The following is a 21924-nucleotide window of genomic DNA, read 5'->3' as shown; positions in this document are numbered from 1 at the left end:
AGATGAGCAAGATGACAAATAGTAGATTGGCCTTGTTGGCTCTAGCGGGCCTCGCTGCCATCGCGTCAGGACCAGCATTCGCTGATAGCATGACGGTAGATTCAAAAGGTGGTTTGGAAGTATTCCAAAGTGACTCAACCGATTATTGGTTCCGTTTTGGCGGACGACTCATGTTCGATCAAGCTTGGTTCGACGTTGGTGACAATGGTAGTGCTTTCCCAAGTGGTGCACAAATTCGTAACGCTCGTGTTACCTTAAAAGGTGGCGTAGGTCCTCATTGGGTTTACAAATTAGATGTTGATTTTGTTGATTCAGCAGGTAACGCAGGAACCTCACGTTTTGGCGAAGCATGGCTTGGTTATGAAGCTTGCGACGCATTCTTCTTTGCTTTGGGTCAAATCAGCGTTCCATTCGGTCTAGAAAACTGGGGTAGCTCAAGCGATACACCTTTCATGGAACTCGCGCTTCCTTCCAACGCATTCGCGCCTAACTATGGTTTAGGTCTTTATGGTGAATGGCATGGTCAAATGATTACCCTTGCTGGTGCAGTATATCACCCAGGTGGTGCAGGCTTTAGACAAACCGGTGACGTGATTGCTTCTCCTCCCGTTATTGCGGGTGTTGTTCAGCCTGGTGCTGGCCCATTCGGCAGCGCAGCAGGTAGCGATACTTTAGGCGGTGCAGCGCGTATTACTTTCTCACCTGTGCATGACAGCTATACAGTTTACCATTTAGGTGCTTCTGGTCGTTATGAAGATAGACACAACGAAGCAAATGGCTTCGACTTCTTCACACCAATGGAAGTCCGTGCACGTCAAACGCCTGTATTGTTTACAAACATTCCACCTAACTCAGTTAAAGATATCCAAGTTTATGGTGCTGAGTTAGCAGGTCGTTGGGGACCATTCATGCTCCAAGGTGAATACATGTGGGCACGTGCTAACCGTGAAGATATTTACCCAGTGGGCGATTTACGTAACCCAGCTGGCGACCAAAAATATCATGGTTACTATGTAACAGCTTCTTATGTATTGACTGGCGAAATCAAAGAGTATGATTTTGATAGCGGAACCTTTGGCGCTGTTCATCCTAAATGCCGTAGCGGTGCATGGGAATTGTTAGCACGTCACAGTTATGTGAACTTGCTTGACAGCCAAGCATTGGCAAGCAACCCTTACTTCTTCTTTATCGATGTTCCAGTCAACCATTTCTCCAATTTTGTTGAAAGTGCGGACATCGTTGGGTCTGCGCATGCAACAACCGTTGGTTTAACATGGTGGGTTAACGATAACGTTAGATTCTTGGCTAACTACAATCGCACCTCCTTGCCTGCTGACTTTAGCGTAAGTATCTTAGGCTTACGTGGCCAGGTAATCTGGTAAGCAAACTAATAAAAAAGCCCTGTTTTACAGGGCTTTTTTTTGTGTAAAATAAAAATGAATGAGTTGTACTTATTTATTCAACAGCTAAACTGTTAACAGAAAGAATCTAATTTATTGGGTGAGAGATATGTTGCGCCGCTTACTATCTTGCGCGTTATTAAGCGCCATGTTGTGGGGTTGTCAAAAGACAAATCCTCATCCACTTGATCCCTTTGAAGGGATCAACCGTGAAATTTATGGTCTAAACAAAACAATTGATAAAGCCGTCATTAGACCGGTTGCTTATGTTTATTGGAAATATTTGCCTTTACCCTTCCAAGCAGGGATAGGTAACTTCTTTGATAACTTAAGAGAAATACCTAATGTTGCAAACGATATATTGCAAGGAAAAATTGCTTACGCCACCCATGATGCCGGCCGCTTCTTAATCAATTCTACTTTAGGAATAGGTGGCTTTTTTGATGTTGCAGGCAATTTGGGAATGCCTCACCGTAGAGAAGATTTTGGCCAAACACTTTACACTTGGGGTTGGTGTGAATCTGCTTATTTAGTATTACCTATCCTTGGGCCTAGCACGATTCGAGATACTGTCGGTATTGCTGTCGATTATTATGCCTTTAGCGTATGGCCATGGATTGAAGATGATGAATGGCGTTATGGATTGTTAGCATTAGATCTTATCGATCTGCGCGCAAGATTATTACGGCATGATACGGTGCTAAGTACTGTCGCTGTCGATGAGTATGCTTTCATTCGAGATGCTTATTTCCAACGTCGTTTATATCTCATTAATAATGAATTAGATAAAGATGAGAATGATGATCCTTATGATGCCGCTTCTGCCAGTGATAATAAATTGTTAGCCCCAGAAGTAAAATCAGAACCTAAACCTGAAGAAGCTGCTAAAGAAACTGAAAAAACGCAAGAAAAGAAAACCGATGCACTAAGCAAATCTGAAGAAAACAAGACTGAAACAAGTGCCAAAAAAGCACAAGAGAAGAAAGTTGAAACTGCGCAAAAGAAAGTAGAAACAAAAGAAGCTCAAGCAAAAACGGTAGAGATCAAGACCGATGCTGTCGCTTCGCAGGTGCCAGAAATCAAACCTGGCAAAGAGGCAACGAAAACAGCGATTGCTAATGAGAGCGCTAAAACGACCAATGTGGTACTGCCAAGCGCACCACCTTCTTTTGATGAGAAATCTAAGTAATTATTTAGTCTCTTTCAAATGACGTCCTTTTTGAACAAAAAGGACGTTCTCCGAATAAAATCAAATCTAGCAAAACTTCGCAGCAGCGGTTAACCAATATTTTCGCGTATCGGCATAACCATATTCTTTTCTGCCATGAAAGTCAGCATATTCAACGCTGAGGAAATAATTTTTGAAAAGCTCTCTTCTAATAGCAAAATCCCATTCATGACCAAAGGTATCGCTGTCAGCTTCTGCTTTAAAATGATGATAAGTTGCTTCTAAAATAATCTGCCAAACGTTGATTTGTGCTTTGGCATAAAGATCTTTGAGTCCATCATTGGGTGTACGAGTAAACTTGCCAGCATAACCATTAAATTCATGAAGGCTCGCAAAAGGTGTTTTAAACGCTTTACCAATTTCTCTATCATTGCCACCTAATACTTCCAAGCCACCACTGATATCAAATACAAACCATTCAAAACCGCCGTTAAGATGGTAATAGTTTGCACCATAATCAATAGGGTTAGGTTTTTTTGAGTTTTGTCTTGCGTATTCCATCACGGTATAAAAGGTGATATCAGGGAAGGGGAAATCCCCCTCATAACGCAGACCATAAGTATTGGCAGAAAATTGAGGGAAATCAAAATCATGCACTAAATAACCATAAGCAATAAAATCACCAAAAGGAAATAAAGTGGCTGTCACATTGATCAAATGGGTTGTATTCGCGCGTTGTGGAAAATAAGCGCTTTGGTTTCCTTGGTAGATAGTGTTTACTTGATCAACAAAGGCATAAAATAATTCAACATTAGTGAGGGAGCGATTAACGATGCTAACAGCATCGTAGGTCTTTGGCATTTGTCTGAAATCAGAAGTACCCACAAAACGCTCATTATCGAGATTAATATTTTGCCGACCGAAGAAAATCTGTGTTTGTGGTATTCCATCAAATGCAAGTAATGCTTGAACCAGCGCGGTGCCTTTGGGATCGGGGATCACCGCATAATGTATTTTAGACGGGGTCGTATTGCTACCACTATTATGATGATCATTAAAATACGAAGTGACATTATTGAAATCGAGCAATCCATACACGTGATAAAAAGGTGCCGTATTATAAGTTAATCGGGTTGAGAGAGTGCTTGCGCGCCCTGGAAATTGTGGTTCGGTGCCGAGTTGTCTATAACTTTTATCATTCACTTGTTCTTGGCGAAATCGCAGCTTTAGACGAGTATCCCCTTGTAGGAAAATATCGTTAAAACAATTCGCATGTCCTTGTGGACTAGGAATATCGGTTGTATAAAAACCTAGCCCAATAGCAGGGCAGGTGAGCGCTAATGCCAATAAACGAGTTGTTATTTTTTTCATATTATCTCCGCAAACTACACACGGCTTACCAAAATTGCTAACAATAATAATGATTGCCTTACCAGATATCCAGTATTTTGCACCGCTAACTCTATTGTTTTGCCGAACCATCCGATTAATGGATTGGGGCTATTCTATTTAGCTTCGACTGTTTATAAACTATTGGACTAACATTGGGCTGTAAATGAAAACAGATATTGCTACATCTTATGGACGAATTCTAAGCGCTGATAATGAAGCGCAGTTTCGTCGAGATGTTGTTGATTATTTAGAAGACAGTGGCTTTACCATGTATGAGGCAAAAGATGGTGAAGAAGCCTTAGCTGTTTTTCGTGACAAAAAACCTGATTTAGTATTGAGTAGCTTAGTGATGCCGGGGATAAACGGTTTGGGACTATTAGAATCTATTAAAAGAGAATCGCCGGAAACACCGGTTGTTATCGTGGCGGAAACGCATGATACCGATCATCTCATTGAAGCATTACGTTTGGGTGCACAAGATTATGTATTAAAACCCGTCGCCAATATGGCCGTACTTGAGCATGCCGTTTGCCGTGCATTAGAAAGCGGTCGGTTAATCAGTGAGAATAAAAAATATCGGCAAGAATTAGAGGCTAAAAATATTCAACTGGCACGTAGCTTACAAACCTTAAAAGAAGATCAAGTTGCAGGTAAAAGTGTTCAGGAACGTTTATTACCGAAAGAAGAAGTGAGATTTCATTCGTATCGTTTTACTCATAGGGTGATCCCCTCACTTTATCTGAGTGGCGATTTTATTGATTATTTTGAAATAAGCCAAGACAAAATTATTTTTTACATTGCCGATGTTTCTGGGCATGGAGCCTCTTCTGCATTCGTAACGATTTTGCTAAAAAGCTTTATAGAGAAAATCGTTCTCAATTATCAGATGGGATATGATGACAATGTACTGCATCCTGAAAAAGTATTGAAGTTACTCAGTGATGAAATTTTAAAAGTAAAACTGGGTAAGTATTTGACGATGATTTATGGCGTCATCGATTTATCAAAAGAGATGCTGATATATAGTGTGGGAGGCCATAGTCCTAATCCGTTGGTTTGGGATGGAAAGCAAAGTCACTTCTTGCCAGGAAGAGGGTTTGCAGTAGGCATTTTTAGTGGCTCTTATTATGAGCAATATCAGTATCCGTTGCATGGTCCATTTGGCATAGCCATGTTTTCAGATGGGGTTTTTGAAATAATCAAAGGAAATAATTTAGATGAAAAGGAAAGTAAATTACTTGCATTAATGGCAAAACCTCATGTCACGATTGAGGATATGCTACTTGAATTTGGGGTGAGTCCTGAACAAAGTTATCCCGATGATATCTCCTTATTAATGATTCGTAAGGATTAGTTATGCAAACTTACCCTATTTTATATCTCAATAAGAAAGATTTATTTGTTCTAAAGTTGATTGGCGAATTACGCTTTAACATTGCGCCGACTTTAGAGAACGTTCTGAAGCTCAGTAATCCTTACGAAGCTAAAAAAGATATTCTGATTGATATGACGCAAACAACGATGGTTGATAGTACGGTATTGGGTACCTTGTTAAATTTCTTTTTATCAGAAGATAATCGAATATTATTTACTCAAGAGCCACCTAGTATTGTTTGTAATAATGATGACATAAAACGGATATTACGAGATATTGGGATAAATCAGTTGTTTCTTGTCAAAGAATATGATGAACGGTTGGCAGAAATCTGGGATGAATATACGATGGTTGAAGAGAACATGGTAGAGAAAGATGTGATAGAAGAATGTATTCGCCATTCACATTTAACATTAAGTCAATTACATCGACCCAGTCGAGATATGGATCTTGTCGTTAGAACGTTGAAAGATAAGTGAGATTGTTTGAATACAGCGCGCGAACTCAGTTCGCGCGCGCACCTAAGAGAGAGAATCGCGATTCTCCCCCTTAGGGAACCCCCATCGCGTAAAGAAGCAATTAAATGCGCTGGGTATATATTAATTTTATGTTGGAGCAATGAGTTATTATGGATCATCCTAGCGATTCATCGAAAAAGAAGAAAGATAAAGATAAGGACAAAGACAAAGCTGAAAAACAGTCAGCACAGTCACCTATTGAAAGTGCTGTTGAAGTAGCTGGTAACCTTATCAAAGAGAACAATACCAAAGCAGATGAGCCTGAAGCTAAAGAGCAGTGGCGAGTGCCGCCTGCTCATCATATTGCGCATGATCCATTATTAGGATGTTTAGTCGTATTGACGCGTTTGGAACATAATCCCTTTTCGCCAGAAACGCTAATCGCAGGTTTACCCTTAGTCGACAATAAACTGACGCCTGAATTATTTATTCGAGCAGCAGCGCGTGCTGGATTATCGGCACAAATAGTTTCGCGCTCGCTCGCAGATATCTCATCGCTAGTATTACCTGCTGTTTTATTACTAAAAAATCGCCAAGCATGCATTCTGATCGCAAAAAATGAAGAGAAGGGTACGGCAACAATTATTCAGCCCGAATCAAAAGAAGGTGAGCAAGTTATATCGCTTGCCGATCTAAATAAAGAATATACAGGCTATTCGATTTTTTCTAGACCTGCTTTTCGTTTTGATCAACGCAGCGATGAAGGTTTTAAAGAAAGACCTAAAAATTGGTTCTGGAGTGTGATTGCTACCACTTGGAAGATCTATTCAGAAGTACTCATTGCTTCTTTCTTTATTAACGTATTTGCAATTGCGTCTTCGTTGTTTGTGATGAATGTATATGACCGCGTTGTCCCTAACAATGCAATGGATACCTTAACCGTATTATCGATTGGGGTACTTATTGTCTTTTCTTTTGATTTCTTGATGAAGATGTTGCGTGGTTATTTCATTGATATTGCCGCGAAGAAAACAGACGTCCTGTTATCGTCAAATATTTTTGAACAGATGATGGGTATTCGGATGGAAGCTCGCCCGGAATCCGTCGGTAATTTTGCCAATAACTTACAGCAATTTGATTCATTTAGGGATTTCTTTACATCAACAACCATTAGTACTTTGATTGATTTACCCTTCGTCTTATTTTTTATTGCGATTATCTTCACGTTAGGTGGTTATATTGTCATTGTACCCATTTTAGCCGTACCATTAGTCATATTGGTTGGTTTTTTAATTCAAGGTCCGTTGAATAAAGCGGTGAAAGAATCTTACCGTTATTCTGGTCAGAAGCACGCCATGTTAATTGAATCTTTAGCCGCTGTTGAAACCATTAAAAGTATCTCTGCAGAAAGCCCATTACAACGAAAATGGGAACATGCCGTTGGGATGTCAGCAAAGATAGGCACCAAAGTGAGAGGATGGTCATTAACTGCAATTAGTTTCTCAGTCTTTGTGCAACAAGTTGCAGGTGTGGTGGTTGTAATCTTAGGTGTGAATCGTATTGCGGATGGTGATATGACCATGGGGGCGCTGATTGCCTGTACCATTTTAACGGGGCGCGCACTCGCACCTTTATCACAAATTGCCGGATTAATGACGCGTTATCATCAATCGGTTGCTGCATTACAATCGTTAGATAATGTCATGAAAATGCCAACGGATAGATTACGTGGACGTACCCCTTTACACCGACCCCACTTAACGGGTGACATTGAAATTCGTGATGTAACTTTTAAATATCCACGTCAACAAGTCCCAGCACTTGCTAATATAACGATTAGTATTTCTCCAGGAGAAAAAGTAGGGATTATTGGACGGATTGGTTCGGGTAAAACGACTATTGAAAAACTCATATTAGGCTTGTATCAACCGACCGAAGGAACGGTATTAATGGATGGCACGGAAATTAGCCAGTTAGATCCAGCCTCAATGAGACGTAATATTGGTTACGTACCTCAAGATGTTATTTTGTTTTATGGTTCGGTCAAAGAAAATATTACCTATGGTGCTCCTTTTGCAGATGATGTTTCCATCTTAAGAGCAGCCAAAATTGCTGGAGTCACCGATTTTGTGTCGAAGCATCCACAAGGATTTGATATGCCAGTGGGTGAACGTGGTGAAAAGCTTTCAGGTGGGCAAAGACAAGCGGTGGCGATTGCCAGAGCGTTGATTTTAGATCCTCCCATATTGGTCTTGGATGAGCCTACTAATATGATGGACAATCGTACAGAAGAGATTTTTAAGAATCAGCTCATTGAAGCTTCAAAAGGTAAAACATTAGTATTAGTGACGCACAAAGGCTCGTTATTATCATTAGTTGATCGCTTGATTTTAATGGATGGTGGCAAAGTGATTGCTGATGGCCCGAGAGATTTGGTTTTAAAAGCACTGGCAGAGGGGAAGTTGCACTCACATGCGCGATAAATTTTTAAAATTACGAGAATCCATGAACGAGCTTGCAGAAGCCAAGAAGAAGGCTGAGATCGGCGAAGTGGATGTTGAATTTATGACGGATTCCAGTGCGGCAATGATGCAAGGGATCCCGTTTCGTTATCACCTCATTTTAATTGCTGCAGCAGCTTTCTTATTTGTTGGAGGTATTTGGGCGAGCTTTGCCACGCTGGATGTTGTGACGGTTGCCCAAGGTAAAGTCATTCCTTCTCGTAGTATGCAAACTGTTCAAAACTTGGAAGGGGGTATTGTAAAAGATATCCGTGTCAAAGTGGGTGAAGTCGTTGAGCGCGGGCAAGTTGTGATGGTCATTGACGATACACGCTTTGTTTCTTCCATGAAAGAGGGGGAAGTACAAAGTGATGCTTTACAAGCAAAAATCGAACGTTTAGAAGCCGAAACATCAGGTAAGCCATTAGTTTTCAATAAGCAGCTGCAGGAAAATTCTCCAGATACTGTTAGAAATGAACTTAATCTTTATGAAAATCGCAAAACTGAGTTGCAAGTCAAATTGAATATCTTAAAAGATGATGTGGAACAGCGTAAACAGGAATTGACCGGTGCGCAGGGTAAAAAAGAACAGCTTGAACGTAGTTTAGCTTTGGTGAAAAAAGAATTAGCGTTAACCAAACCGCTGGTGTCACAAGGCGCTGTTTCGGAAGTTGACGTGCTTCGTTTAGAACGCACAGTGAACGATTTAGCGGGTGAATTAGAACAAACACAATTATCCATTCCTAAATTAGAAGCAAGTTTAACTGGCGCTCAAAGAAAAATTGATGAATTACTGTTAGGTTTTAAATCAGATGCTTTTAAAGAGCTGAATGCGGCAAGGGCAGAGTATTCCCGTTTATTTGAGAGCAATAAAGCGGCTGCGGATAGAGTGACACGAACGATTGTACGATCGCCTGTAAGAGGGACTGTCAACCAAGTCAAGGTAACAACGATTGGTGGTATTGTACAACCAGGTCAAGATTTGATGGATATTGTTCCGTTAGACGATACCTTATTAATCGAAGCGAATGTTCGTCCTTCTGATATCGGCTTTTTAAGACCCGGATTGCCTGCCACCGTCAAAATTTCTGCGTATGATTTTTCGATTTATGGTGGTTTAAAAGCGGTTGTTGAACATATTAGTGCGGATACCATTACCGACGAAAAAGGGAATAGCTTTTATCAAATCCGTGTTCGAACAACCGAAGCAAGCTACTTAGTTGGTAAACATGGTGAACGTTTGCAAATTATTCCTGGTATGAGTGCAACAGTGGATATTTTAACAGGCCAAAAAACCGTATTGGAATATTTACTAAAACCAATAATCAAAGCTAAGCGTAATGCAATGAGAGAGCGTTAGCATGATATTAATTGCTTCTTCAGATGCAGCCATTGCAACTCTCTGGCATAAAGAGCTGGAAAGTCAATTTAGTGTCTATGAAGTAGATATTCATGAGCGACGAGCATTGGATTTGTGTCTGAAGAAAGTACCCTTTGAAGTATTGGTTGTGGACTTACAGTTACTAGGCGAGTCAGGTGTTAATGAGATTGCAAGTTTGCGAGATATCCAACCGCAATTGCATATTGTGATCATGGCGAAAGTACCGGATGAAAGAGAAGAGATCTCTGCCATTATATTTGGTGCGAAGGCTTATTGTCATTTTGATATACAATTAAGTCTTTTACCTAAAGTGATTAACACCGTTATGGCAAATGAGTTATGGGTTGATCGCAAATTTGTGACACGCTTATTGTTAGAAATAGAAGATATCACGCAGGCTAAGCATCAAGAGGCCAAGCACTTGGATAAAGGGATTGCAACCATGACACCCAGAGAATGTGAAATTGCTGGATTGGTTGCAACCGGTGCCAGTAATAGGAAAATAGCCGAACAACTTAGTATTTCTGAACGGACAGTCAAAGCACATTTAGGTGTTATCTTTCGCAAAATTGGTATCACTGATCGTCTACAACTTGCTTTATATATGAATCGTCATCAACAGATAACGTCTATATGGCATGGTAGTAAACCACCACATCAAGATAAGCATTAACAAGCAAGCTATCATCTTGTGAAAAAATCTTCTTGTATCGAACTCCATGATTCGGTAACTTCAATAAAGCTTATGAGCGTTATTTTTAGTTAGCAAACAGCAAACACTGTCTAGATAATTAATGATAATTAAATTAATATAGGCTGAATAAATTCCCTTTCATCACATGGCAGGGTATATTTACAAAGGATGGACAAGGTAGCAATCGTGTTCTGCAAAGTAGCTAACCAGCTGTATCATGGTTAACTGAGTGTGTAGAGCAATGAGGCTGGTGTCCTATAGGCGTATATGGATAGACGGAAGAGCGAACACAGTCATGTCAAAAAACAGATTTCTAAAAATACTCTTACCTTCAATCGCGTTAACATTTGGTACACAAGCCTATGCATATACCGTGCGTGAAGCGGTTGCTCATACGCTTGCGACATCTCCTGACTTTTTAATCAGCACCAACGTTCGTGATGAAGTAGACAAACAATTACGTCAATCGTATGCGGGCTATTTGCCATCCGTCGATTTGACAGCAGGTATGGGGCAACAATATACCAATAACTCAACAACCCGTGGTTACACAGGTTTTAATGGTATTACCGGTGGAGCGCTTGTTCCACAAGTTGCGTCATTGGGTACAACAACCATGACTCGAACAGAGTTTGCCTTAACCGCAACTCAAATGTTATTTGATGGTTTTGCGGTGTATCATGATGTTGAAGGTCACAAAGCACGTGTGCGAGCTGAATCATGGCGTGTTAATGGTAGTGCCCAAGATACCGCGTTGAAAGTAGCAGAATCTTTTATCAATGTTTTGCAAAACCGTGAAATGGTGTTAAACACCAAAGATAATCTTGCAACTATCGAACGCATTTATGGTCAGATTCAAAAACGTAGCGAAGGCGGTATTGGTCGTAAAGCAGATTTAGACCAAGCTGAAGCACGTGTTGCTTTAGCGCGTGTCAATTACATTGCGCAACAAGCATTACTCCGAGATGCTGAAACAGCATTTTTACGACAAATCGGTATACCAACACCTTCTCATTTAACGGTTCCGGAAACACCACCTGGTTTCCCACATTCTGAGAATGCTGCAGTTGAGCTTGGTTTAAAATGCCATCCTGTTTTGCGTGCTTCCATTGAAGACGTTCAAGTGACGCGTGATGAATACAAAGGAACCAGAGCACCTTTTGTTCCTAGATTAGATTTGCAACTTGGGCATACACGTAACCACAACCTTGATGGTAATCATGGCGATAGCGATGATAATACGGCAATGGTTCGTGCCCGTTGGAACTTGTTCAAAGGTGGTAAAGACTTAGCAGCCATCTGTGAAAAAGCATCTAAAATGCAAGAAGCGCAAGAAGTTTCAAACCGTGCGCAACGTCAAGTGGTTGAATCTGTTCGTTTAGCATGGAACTTGTATCAAACAGCATTAGATCAATTACCATCACTAAAAGAACATGTTGATGCTTCTCTTAAAACACGCGAAGCTTATCACAAGCAATTTAATATCGGTCAGCGAACCTTGCTCGACTTATTAGATGCTGAAAATGAATTATTCGGTGCAAGACAGGATTACATTCAAGGTCGTTATAAACGCATCTTGGGTCAATATCGCGTTATGAATGCAACCGGTGATTTAACACGTTCTTTAGGTGTTGCACTGCCTTATCAAGCAGAACCAAGACCAACAGGCGTGATGGACGGCGCTGCACGTTTCTTCGATAAAACAAGTACCTTGTTTGATTAAAGGAAAACCGCAGAATCGACTATAATAAAAGAGGGGCTCAAATGCCCCTCTTTTTGTTTGTTTCAAATGGAATTGGGACATTCTTGAATTCATGCGAAGACGTCTTCTTATATTGATATTGGCTTCATTTGTTTGTCTTGTTAGTGCGCTCGAATTTGATGCGAACTATCTTGATCAAATTGGTAAGCAATACGGAGAATATGCTAAGCGTCGCATGACCACTTGGCAGTCGATTATTAAAGATAATCAAAATGCCGATGAATTAAAAAAGCTACAAGTCGTTAATCAATTCTTTAATTTATTAGACTACCGTTCGGATATTAGTCAATGGGGTAGTGAAGATTATTGGGCCACTCCGTTAGAATTTTTAATTGCAGGTGGTGGCGATTGTGAAGATTTTACCGTTGCAAAATATTTCACCTTGCTAGAGCTTGGCGTACCCGACGATAAGTTACTCATTACTTATGTTAAGCATTTGCAAATGAACATTGCACATATGGTTCTTTCTTATTATCCAACGCCGGATAGTATTCCTTTAATTTTAGATAACTACAATAAAGAAATATTGCCGGCAGACAAAAGGACCGATTTACAACCCATCTATGGTTTCAATGGTAAAGGGTTGTGGGCAGCAAAACAGCTTGGATTAGGTAATAAAATCGGTCAAGCATCTGATTTGAAAAGATGGTCAGATTTAGAAGAAAGAATGAAATCAGGAAAAATAGGCAAATTCAGAAGAGAGGAATAGTATGACATTAACTAAGCAATTATTATTGTCAGGTATCATCGTTTTATTATGCTTATTTGCCGGTATGATAACCTATGTTGTTAGAAATACGCAGACATTTCTCGATCAGCAACTTTCTTCTCATGCGCAAGACACCGCAACTGCGCTGGGTATTAGCTTAACCTTGACTATGAAGAATAATGATGTCATTACCGCAAATCGAATTGTCGATGCTGTTTTTGACAGGGGATACTATCAAACGATTCAGGTTTTAACCAGTAATGGCTCTCCGTTAGTAGAACGTCATTTAGATATAAAAGTAGCGGGTGTTCCGCAATATTTTATTGATTTATTGCCAATAAAAACTGCCAGTAAAGAAGCCATTATTATGGATGGGTGGCGCAAGGTTGGTAAAGTCGTTATTGAAAGTAATCCCGGCTTTGCTTATCAACAAATTTGGCTCACATTTATTGAATCATTAAAATGGTTAGTGTTGACGGGGATGATTGCCGTTATTCTAGGTGGTGGACTACTTTACATTATTTTAAGACCGCTGCGTTCGATAACCAAACAAGCAGCAGCTATCTGTAATCAACAATTTACGATTCAAGAGTCACTACCATGGACATTTGATCTTCGGCAAGTGGTGGTTGCGATGAATAGCATGTCGAGCCGATTGAAGAATTTATTTGAAGAACAAATGCAAATTTCAGAACGGTTACGTGAACAAGCTTATAAAGAACCTGTGACGCAATTAGGAAATCGTCGCTATTTTGATTTGCAACTAGACTATTTACTTAAAGATGAAGAGAAATTAGCAACCGCCATATTATTGCTGATCGAATTAAAACAATTTAAGGAATATAACGAGCAATATGGTTATGAAGCGGGTGATGCATTATTAAAAAATGTTGCTGAAGTTGTTTCTCAATCCATCGCGCCTTTTGAAAATGCGATTGCTGCCAATAAAGGCGCAAGCTTTTTTATCATCCTGCCTAATATTACGAAGGTTGTTGGTGAACAAGTAGCTGACACAATCTGCTTACAATTTAAAGAGTTTGAGATTAAGGGTTTAAGCAAAACGAAAGAAGTTGGCAATATTGGTTTAACGGAATTTACGACAAAAAATCTTAAAAAAGATATTTTATCGATCGCAGATATGGCACTTCGTACGGCACAAAGCCAAGGCGCAAATCGTTGGTCAATGATGGTGAGCCAAGATCAAACGGTTCATGGTGCATTGGAGTGGGGCACTATTTTTGACAAAGCCATTCGTGAAAACAACATTGTTTTGCATTTTCAAGAAGTGCAAAATTGGCGAACACCTGAAGATAAAATGTATGAAACATTGTTACGATTACCCTTAGATAACAATCAACTTGTTTCAGCGGGTGCCTTTATGTCAATGGCTGAAAAATTGAATCAAATTATTCCTTTAGATAAATTAGTGATTGCGAATGTCATTTCTCGTATCCAAAAGAGTGATACCACGGAGAGGTATTCTGTCAATTTATCAGCCAGTGCTTTTGATAATGAAGAATTTAAAAAATGGCTGCTAGATCAACTAAAATCTTTAGGTAAGAAAGCCTATCGATTTATTATTGAATTACCTGAATATGGTGTGATAAATCGTATTGACATGGTTCGTGAGGTTTTTCATAAAGTTGCAGAAGTTGGGGCAAAAACAGCCATTGATCATTATGGTAAGAATTTTAATTCCTTTTCATATCTTTATAATCTTAACTGCCATTACCTTAAGATTGATGGTGGTTTTGTTAGACATATCGAAGAAAGTAAAGAAAACCAATTTTTTGTCAGAAGTTTAGTCGACATTGCACACAGCTTAGATATCTTGGTGATAGCAGAAGCGGTTGAGACACAAAATGAATATGACATGTTAATGAAACTGAAAGTCGATGGTGCACAAGGGTACTTTGTTGGTAAGCCGACGCATATTGACTTTGATAAGTAAATGAATTTAGTTTACTTAGCACTTGTCAGCGACACGCTTATGCTTTAGGGTTGGGTTTTAAAGGCTGCAATAAGAATAATTTAAATACATGACTGGTAAAATGACCCAACCAACTGGCCACATGATTTCCGGTCCTTCTTCTTTTTCGACGCTGTTTAGCAAAAACATCCTACCTTGGATTATCTGTGGGCTTGCAGCTGCATTTTATTGTTATGAATATTTATTGCGTATTACGCCTGGCTTGATGGTCCCAGAGTTACAGCGGGCCTTTAGCATTAATGGCCAATATTTAGATGCAACCCTGATTGGGCATCTGAGCGCCTTCTATTACTATTCTTATACCCCCATGCAGCTTCCGGTGGGGCTATTTATGGATCGCTATGGTCCCAGACGGGTTCTGACCTTAGCCGTTATTTGCTGCGCCCTAGGAACCGCCTTTTTTGGCATGACCCATACTTGGTGGGTAGCCGCGTTTGGCCGTTTTTGGATTGGGTTTGGCTCCGCTTTTGCTTTTGTTGGCGTGATGAAGCTTGCGTCTACCTGGTTACCTCCTAATCGTTTTGCCCTCGTTTCAGGACTAGCAACCACCTTAGGGATGGTTGGAGCCATGATAGGTGGGGTACTTTTAACCGATTTGATCCAAAATATGGGTTGGCGAGAAACCATTATTTATTCCAGTTATGCGGGATTTATCTTAGTACCCATCATTTGGTTTATTGTTCGTGATGCCCCTTCTTCGTCTCAAGAAACCGTAGACAATTCTTCAAAACAAAAAATCAGTTATAAGCATCTCTGGAAAGAGATCGTGGTTGCTTTGAAAAACTCTCAGATTTGGATCAACGGTGTTATCGGTGGCTTGTTAATGACGCCGACCATGGTCTTCCCTGAGCTTTGGGGCAAGCTTTATCTACAAACGGTACATCAATTTGATGCTGCAGAGGCTTCCCGAGCGGTAACGATGATATTTCTAGGGTGGGCAGTGGGTGGGCCGCTAGCAGGCTTCATCTCTGATCTGATAGGTCGACGTCGAATTCCCTTATTGATTGGCGCATTATTGACTTCAATCTTGCTGCTTATCTTCCTTTATTATCCTGGTCTATCGCCATTGACGATCAAAATACTTTTATTCTTCATTGGGGTTGTATCCAGTGTTGAAGTCATTTGTTTTGCTATCGGTAGAGAAAATTGTCCTCAAGATCTAGCGGGGACTGCAGTTGCCGTGACCAACTTCCTCGTCGTGACCTTCGCATTTGGGCAAGTGATTGTTGCCAAAATATTAGATATGACTTGGGATGGCGTACTCATCGATCAGGCAAAGGTATATTCAATTGAAAGTTACCAAACTTCAATGATGGTATTACCGATTGCTACCTTATTAGCTGTGCTTCTGTGCTTCTTCTTAAAAGAAACTTACTGTCGCCCAATCAAATTTTAAGCTAAAACTTAAATAAGGCTTGGGAAGCATTAAGGCTACAGAACATGGAACGTACCCTGCAAAGGGTGTTAATCACATCAGTATTGGCGGGTTTAATGGGCTGCGTTGCCATTGAACCTAGCCAGCGTGCACAACGGGTTATCCCTGCTTACCCTGAAATGGTTGCAAAGTGCTCCTTTTTAGGTGGGGTGACAGGCTGCTCTCAAATGATCGGAATGCCCCCGCTGGGTGAGCAACTCGCCAGATTTCAGGCATTAGATGAAGCTGCAAAATTAGGAGCCACCCATATTGTCTGGACTGACATTTATGGGGGACTTTCTCCAACAGCGAATGGTCGCGCGTACTACTGTGATCCCGATAAGGATCTCCCCAGAGGCTTTCATTATGTCGATCAATACTTGCGTATGCACCGATATCCCTTTGATGGCGAAAAGGAAGGTTACTAAATTGAGCTAAATGACTTAATTTATATTTTATTTACTCATTTAACTCAATTTATTGTATCGCAATAACGCTCAACTCGTTATAATGGTGACCTTTACAAATCTGACAGATAAGTATTTATGTCATCATCCTTATTTCGCAAAGAAGCCTTAGAACATCGTAAAGATAGGTTGTATGGCGATGTCATTCTTTTACAACCTTTATCGATGACTGTTCTAGTTAGTATTGTTGTTTTTGTTTGCCTGATGATACTGGCAATCCTGTTTTGGGGAAGTTATGCGCGTAAAGAAACCGTGCATGGTTACTTAGTTCCCGATAAAGGTATTGTTAAAACCTATGCCCCACAGGTCGGAACCATTTCTCATATCCATATCAGAGAAGGGGACGAAGTCAAAGAAGGCGATACGCTGATTACATTGCTTTCAGAGCGTTCCATGCAAGGTGGGAGTGATATCGATACACTCTTATTAAAAGAATTAACCTCAACACAAGCACATCAATTAGAGCGAATCAAAGCCGAAAAATCGTTACTGACTTCGGAAAAAGTTCGCTTAAATGCACAGATTGATGGTTTGAAAAAAGAATTGGGTCAAATTGAGCAAAGTTTGAAAGCTCAAGAAGATAGAATGCAAATTCTGCAAACCCGGGTTGATGGTGCTAAAAAATTATTAGATAGTAAAAACTTATCTCAAAATGATTATCAAAAAATCTATGAAGAATTTTTGATCCAAAAGCAGCAATATCAAGAATTACTCAGAGCAAAAAGTTCTAGACAAAGTGCCTTATCACAGACGCGATCAGAATTAGAGCAATTGCCCATCAAATCTGAATCCCGTATTAATGAAATTGAAAATACGATTTCTGAAATTAAGCAGCGCCATGCTGAGGTTGCTGGACGTCGGGCTTTAGAAATTCGTTCGCCTATTGCAGGAACCGTAACCGCGTTACAGGCAAGAGAAGGGCAGTGGCAAGCAACGAATACGCCATTGTTAGCTATCATGCCTAAAGATGCCTTATTACAAGTTGAGTTGTTTGTGCCATCGCGGGCCATTGGTTTTATTGCTAAAGATCAGCGCGTCAAAATACGCTTTGATGCTTTTCCTTACCAACGTTTTGGGATTTATGAGGGGCATGTTGCTATTATTTCTAAACATGTACTCCTACCCTCAGAGTTACCCGCTCCCTTAGTGGAATTAAAAGAACCCGTTTATCGACTCACGGTAAATTTGAGTCAACAACATGTTAATGCTTATGGCAAAGCGTTTGCTCTACAAGCCGGTATGTCATTAGAAGCGGATATTATTTTAGAAAATCAAACGTTATTCCAATGGGTATTGGATCCATTGACCAGTTTGAAAGGTAGGTTTTCATGAACACGAACGCAAAAATGAACGTTCTTAGTTGTGGAAAGAATGGTGGTAATGATCATGAATAACCCTTTAGAACTTTTAAATTTTTCGGGTAAGCGTCGTTTACCCGTCGTATTGCAAACCGAGATGGCAGAATGTGGCTTAGCCTGTCTTGCCATGGTGGCGAGTTTTCATGGTCATGAAATTGATCTAAATACGCTACGTCGGCAGTACCCTATTTCCTTACGTGGAACAACGTTGCATACCCTGATGCAAACCGCCGATAAGATGGATTTTGCATGCCGGCCTCTGCGTTTAGAATTAGAGCAATTGGATCAATTACGCACGCCAACGATTTTACACTGGGATATGAATCACTTTGTGGTGTTAAAAAGCGTGAGTAAAAATCACATCGTTATTCATGATCCAGCGCAAGGCATGCGCAAAATCAGTATTACGGAAGTTTCAAAGCACTTCACGGGTGTGGCTTTAGAACTGATCCCAACGCCAAAATTCCAGCCCAAAAATGAAGTGAGAAAAATTCCCTTTTCGACCTTCTGGCAGAGAACGGTCGGTTTAAAACGGGCAATGGTGCAAGTCTTCTTGCTTTCCGTGGGCTTACAGTTATTCTCGTTAATCAGCCCTCAATATATGCAATTGGTGGTTGATAACGTTTTATTAAGCCATGATGTTCATTTCTTAAAAGTATTAGCGTTAGGCTTTTTATTATTAATGGTGATAGAAGTGGGCACTACATCGCTTCGTTCACTATTAGTGATGAGCTTTAGTAGTATGTTGAATATTCAAATGGCGACGAATTTGTTTCGTCACCTGATTCGACTACCGTTACCCTATTTTGAAAAGCGCCATATTGGTGACATCGTTTCGCGGTTTGGTTCATTAGGACAAATTGAGAAATTATTAACAACCGGCATTGTTCAAGCGATAGTCGATGGCATGATGGCAATTGCTACCGCAGCGATGCTTTTCCTCTATGCCCCCATGTTAGCCTGCGTTGTCATGGTTGCTTTGGTTGTTTACGCCATGATCCGCTTTGCGTGGTATCGTCCTCTTAAAGCGATTACCGAAGAAGGTATTATTACCAGCGCGAAAGAAAATACCAATTTCATGGAAACGATTCGTGCGACTCAAAGCATTAAGATTTTTGGTAAAGAATCCCAACGACAAGTGTTATGGCAAAATCGTTATGCTGATAAATTAAATACCGGTATTCGTTTAGGTAAAATGAAAATTGCCTTTGGTGCTATCAATTCCTTTTTATTTGGAATAGAAGGCATTGTGGTCGTTTATATCGCCGCTAAATTGGTTCTGGGTGGACTGATGACAGTGGGGATGTTGTTCGCTTTTATGTCTTATAAATCGCAGTTTACTTCTAAAGCCGTTGCTTTAATTGAAAATATGATTGAATTAAAGATGCTCGGTTTACATTTAGAGCGTTTAGGTGATATTGCGTTAGAAGAGCCAGAAGTATTAGATAGTGGTTTGCTAGATGCACCTAAATTGAAAGGGGCGATTCGTCTTGAAAACTTGAATTTTCGTTATAGCGAAAATGAGCCACTGATTCTCAATAATATTAACCTAACCATTAACGAAGGTGAGTCGGTCGCCATTGTCGGGCCGTCAGGCTGTGGGAAAACCACCTTGATGAAAGTGATGATGGGCTTATTCAAGCCTGCAGAAGGGACTGTTTATATCGATAATATGGACTTGATGAAAATTGGTATTGGCAATTTTCGTGAACAAGTCGGTGCCGTGATGCAAAATGATCAACTACTATCCGGTTCAATCAGTGAAAACATCAGCTTTTTTGATCCACAAATTGATCATGCTCGTGTTGAAGAGTGTGCCAAACTTGCTGTCGTAGCGCATGACATTGCAGCAATGCCAATGACTTATAACACGCTGATTGGTGATATGGGCATGACTTTATCAGGTGGACAAAAGCAAAGAGTGGTTCTTGCCAGAGCGCTTTATAAACAACCTAAAATTCTCTTTTTAGATGAAGCGACCAGCCATTTAGATGTTGCTTTGGAGCAAGCGGTCAATCATGCGGTGAAACAATTAAACATTACCCGAGTGATTATTGCTCACCGTCCAGAAACCATTCGTTCAGCCGATAGGATTTTTGTTTTCACACCACAAGGGTTAATTGAGCAGCCGAAAATGCCTATGCCGGAACAAAAACCTGTTGTTCCTGCTTAATACTCTTTCTACTTTGAAGACCCCAGTCGTGCAACTGGGGTTCACTCATTTGCCGCCTTGCCCAAATTCCAATTGCTTTTCAATTAACTGTAATTTTTCAAGTAAAAGATTTTGCTCTGCATCTAAAACAGTATCATTGGGATGGAATGAAGGCTTTAAATAACGCAAATAAGGCCAACATAAGCGTCGCAATAAACCGGATTTCCCCCAAAAAAATTGATAAGAGCGACGATAAAAAGAGAGCTTGGTGTGAAGCTTATCTTGAATCGCCATATGCCAATAAGCACTTGAAAAGCCGATCATCAGGAAGGACGCTGCGAGAAAAAAACCAGTAGCGCGCACAAAGTAGTTATTACTCACCGTTTTGAGAATATCAAAAGCAACGGCTTTATGCTCAAGCTCTTCAATGAAATGCCATTGCCACAATAAGTAGATCTGTTCATCAATCCCGCTTAATAGCTCAGGCTCACGGATATAGAGTTCGCCTGTTACCGCCGTAAAATGTTCCATGGCGGCTACCATCGCTAAACGAATTTTGGAGCCTACCAGCAAAGCGACTACCTGAAAGAGTTTTTGATAGAGGTTATTTTTCACTTTCAGCTTAGGGTAATAAGGTTTCACTGTCTTAAGAAAAAGACGAAAATGTTCTTTGCTGTGATTGCGCTCTTGTTGTGCAAATTGAATGGCATTGCGGCGTTTGGCTCTATCTTTGATAGTCTTAATATGAGGTAAAACACAGGCAATAAAAAATTGCTCACCGTAAGGAATGCTGGCCGTTAGGGTATTGGCATGCAACGTTTTAATAGGATCGTCATTAAACCAATATCGACGATGATTTTTGCCAACATTAAATTTCAAGAGTCGTGCTTTAACAGTCCCTGTTTTGTATCCCATTACTGATAGCCTACTTTCTTAGACAGACGATAGATAATCATTTTGCTCGCATTAACCCAGATGGCAATTAAGAAAAACTGAGAGAATATCATCAGTTGTTGACCCAGTGGCAACGTGCGTATGAGATAAAAATAAGCACATGCTCCCATTAAGGCAATACTGAGCACCATAAAACGTTGCTTAATATTGAAAAAATGAGCAAGATTTTGTTGTTGCTTGCTTAATAAAGCCCAACCAAGAGTGAATCCGATTAAGGCACCAAAAGCTTGCCATAAATGTAATTTACGTGCAAAAGCGGGTGTTAATAAAATACAAATGACCGCTAATAGGGTGAGTAATATCCCGAGCCGATAAGGTTTTTCTTTGAATAACGACTTTTGTTGTAAATAGCGATAGATCAATAATGAGAGCGAGCCAAAACCCACAGCACCTGCAATATCAATAGGGTAGTGGTAACCATGGTAAACTAAGCCGTAGCCAGCCAAGCACAAAACAAAGACAACCAATGCGCTAAACCAAAAGCGACGAAATTCAATCGCTAATGCTCCCCAAAAGACAACGGCGCTATGCATATGTCCACTTGGGAATGCCCATCCTTCCATGGGAGCAGGCAAAGGGAGCTGCCAGATGGATTTTAAATAGACATTGTAAATCATGGTGAACAACAAAATGAGTAACGTGCGACCAAAAATCACTTCATGACGATTTAAAAAACCAACAAGCACAATGCTAGCCAGAACAATGGGTTGACTAAAGAATAGACCGGTTTTCGCAATGAGTTCTAGCAT

Annotated in this window: 17 protein-coding genes; 14 read left to right on the top strand and 3 right to left on the bottom strand. The window is 40.3% G+C overall.

All coding sequences use genetic code 11. The annotated features are described in order from the left end of the window. Positions 1 to 2: 2 nt before the first annotated feature. Both HT99x_RS11755 and HT99x_RS11750 read left to right on the top strand, forming a co-directional pair. Positions 3 to 1382: an OprO/OprP family phosphate-selective porin gene (locus tag HT99x_RS11755; RefSeq protein WP_075064735.1), complete on the top strand. Its 1380-nt coding sequence runs from the start codon at positions 3 to 5 to the stop codon at positions 1380 to 1382. 127 nt (positions 1383 to 1509) lie between these two features. Next, on the top strand, positions 1510 to 2589 hold the full coding sequence (locus HT99x_RS11750) for an MlaA family lipoprotein (protein WP_075064736.1): 1080 nt from the start codon (positions 1510 to 1512) through the stop codon (positions 2587 to 2589). Between the two features lie 66 nt (positions 2590 to 2655). Here the strand turns inward: HT99x_RS11750 and HT99x_RS11745 are convergent, their stop codons facing one another. Next, a complete protein-coding gene (locus tag HT99x_RS11745) occupies positions 2656 to 3939 on the bottom strand; it encodes a hypothetical protein (RefSeq protein ID WP_075064737.1) in 1284 nt (427 codons plus the stop codon). Positions 3940 to 4123: 184 nt separating this feature from the next. Between HT99x_RS11745 and HT99x_RS11740 the strand changes: the two genes are divergently transcribed. From HT99x_RS11740 to HT99x_RS11685, 12 genes are all read left to right on the top strand, one after another. Then, positions 4124 to 5314: a SpoIIE family protein phosphatase gene (locus HT99x_RS11740; protein ID WP_075064738.1), complete on the top strand. Its 1191-nt coding sequence runs from the start codon at positions 4124 to 4126 to the stop codon at positions 5312 to 5314. Positions 5315 to 5316: 2 nt separating this feature from the next. Beyond that, positions 5317 to 5814, top strand: a complete 498-nt coding sequence (locus HT99x_RS11735) for an STAS domain-containing protein (RefSeq protein ID WP_075064739.1) — start codon at positions 5317 to 5319, stop codon at positions 5812 to 5814. A 149-nt stretch (positions 5815 to 5963) separates the two neighbouring features. Further along, positions 5964 to 8276 (top strand): type I secretion system permease/ATPase, encoded by a 2313-nt coding sequence (locus HT99x_RS11730; protein ID WP_083482733.1) that lies wholly within the window; start codon positions 5964 to 5966, stop codon positions 8274 to 8276. After that, on the top strand, positions 8266 to 9654 hold the full coding sequence (locus HT99x_RS11725; protein WP_235528396.1) for an HlyD family type I secretion periplasmic adaptor subunit: 1389 nt from the start codon (positions 8266 to 8268) through the stop codon (positions 9652 to 9654). Before HT99x_RS11730 ends, HT99x_RS11725 begins: the two co-directional genes overlap by 11 nt. A 1-nt stretch (position 9655) precedes the next feature. Further along, entirely contained in the window at positions 9656 to 10348 is a 693-nt protein-coding gene (locus HT99x_RS11720) for a LuxR C-terminal-related transcriptional regulator (RefSeq protein WP_075064740.1), read from the top strand. 316 nt (positions 10349 to 10664) lie between these two features. Then, positions 10665 to 12092 carry a TolC family outer membrane protein gene (locus HT99x_RS11715; protein ID WP_158003330.1) on the top strand — a complete coding sequence of 476 codons (1428 nt, stop codon included), beginning with the start codon at positions 10665 to 10667 and terminating at the stop codon, positions 12090 to 12092. A gap of 91 nt (positions 12093 to 12183) precedes the next feature. Continuing rightward, a complete protein-coding gene (locus HT99x_RS11710) occupies positions 12184 to 12840 on the top strand; it encodes a transglutaminase-like cysteine peptidase (RefSeq protein ID WP_075064741.1) in 657 nt (218 codons plus the stop codon). A 1-nt stretch (position 12841) separates the two neighbouring features. Beyond that, the gene (locus HT99x_RS11705) at positions 12842 to 14791 is read left to right on the top strand and encodes an EAL domain-containing protein (protein WP_075064742.1); all 1950 of its coding nucleotides are present in this window, start codon (positions 12842 to 12844) and stop codon (positions 14789 to 14791) included. Positions 14792 to 14879: 88 nt separating this feature from the next. Further along, positions 14880 to 16226: an MFS transporter gene (locus HT99x_RS11700; protein ID WP_083482735.1), complete on the top strand. Its 1347-nt coding sequence runs from the start codon at positions 14880 to 14882 to the stop codon at positions 16224 to 16226. A 44-nt stretch (positions 16227 to 16270) separates the two neighbouring features. Beyond that, a complete protein-coding gene (locus HT99x_RS11695) occupies positions 16271 to 16672 on the top strand; it encodes a hypothetical protein (RefSeq protein ID WP_075064743.1) in 402 nt (133 codons plus the stop codon). Between the two features lie 117 nt (positions 16673 to 16789). Then, positions 16790 to 18043 carry a beta-barrel domain-containing protein gene (locus HT99x_RS11690; RefSeq protein WP_075064744.1) on the top strand — a complete coding sequence of 418 codons (1254 nt, stop codon included), beginning with the start codon at positions 16790 to 16792 and terminating at the stop codon, positions 18041 to 18043. Between the two features lie 54 nt (positions 18044 to 18097). Continuing rightward, positions 18098 to 20242: a cysteine peptidase family C39 domain-containing protein gene (locus tag HT99x_RS11685; protein ID WP_200957073.1), complete on the top strand. Its 2145-nt coding sequence runs from the start codon at positions 18098 to 18100 to the stop codon at positions 20240 to 20242. A gap of 45 nt (positions 20243 to 20287) precedes the next feature. On the opposite strand, the gene HT99x_RS11680 is transcribed toward HT99x_RS11685, so the two are convergent. After that, on the bottom strand, positions 20288 to 21136 hold the full coding sequence (locus HT99x_RS11680) for a metal-dependent hydrolase (RefSeq protein WP_075064746.1): 849 nt from the start codon (positions 21134 to 21136) through the stop codon (positions 20288 to 20290). Next, positions 21136 to 21924 carry a phosphatase PAP2 family protein gene (locus HT99x_RS11675; RefSeq protein ID WP_075064747.1) on the bottom strand — a complete coding sequence of 263 codons (789 nt, stop codon included), beginning with the start codon at positions 21922 to 21924 and terminating at the stop codon, positions 21136 to 21138. The genes HT99x_RS11680 and HT99x_RS11675 overlap by 1 nt, the downstream gene beginning before the upstream one ends.

The sequence above is a fragment of the Candidatus Berkiella aquae genome, from assembly GCF_001431295.2.
GTDB classification, from domain to species: Bacteria; Pseudomonadota; Gammaproteobacteria; order Berkiellales; family Berkiellaceae; genus Berkiella; species Berkiella aquae.
The sequence above is the reverse complement of the archived record's forward strand: the minus strand, read 5'-3'. Positions and strand labels throughout refer to the sequence as shown.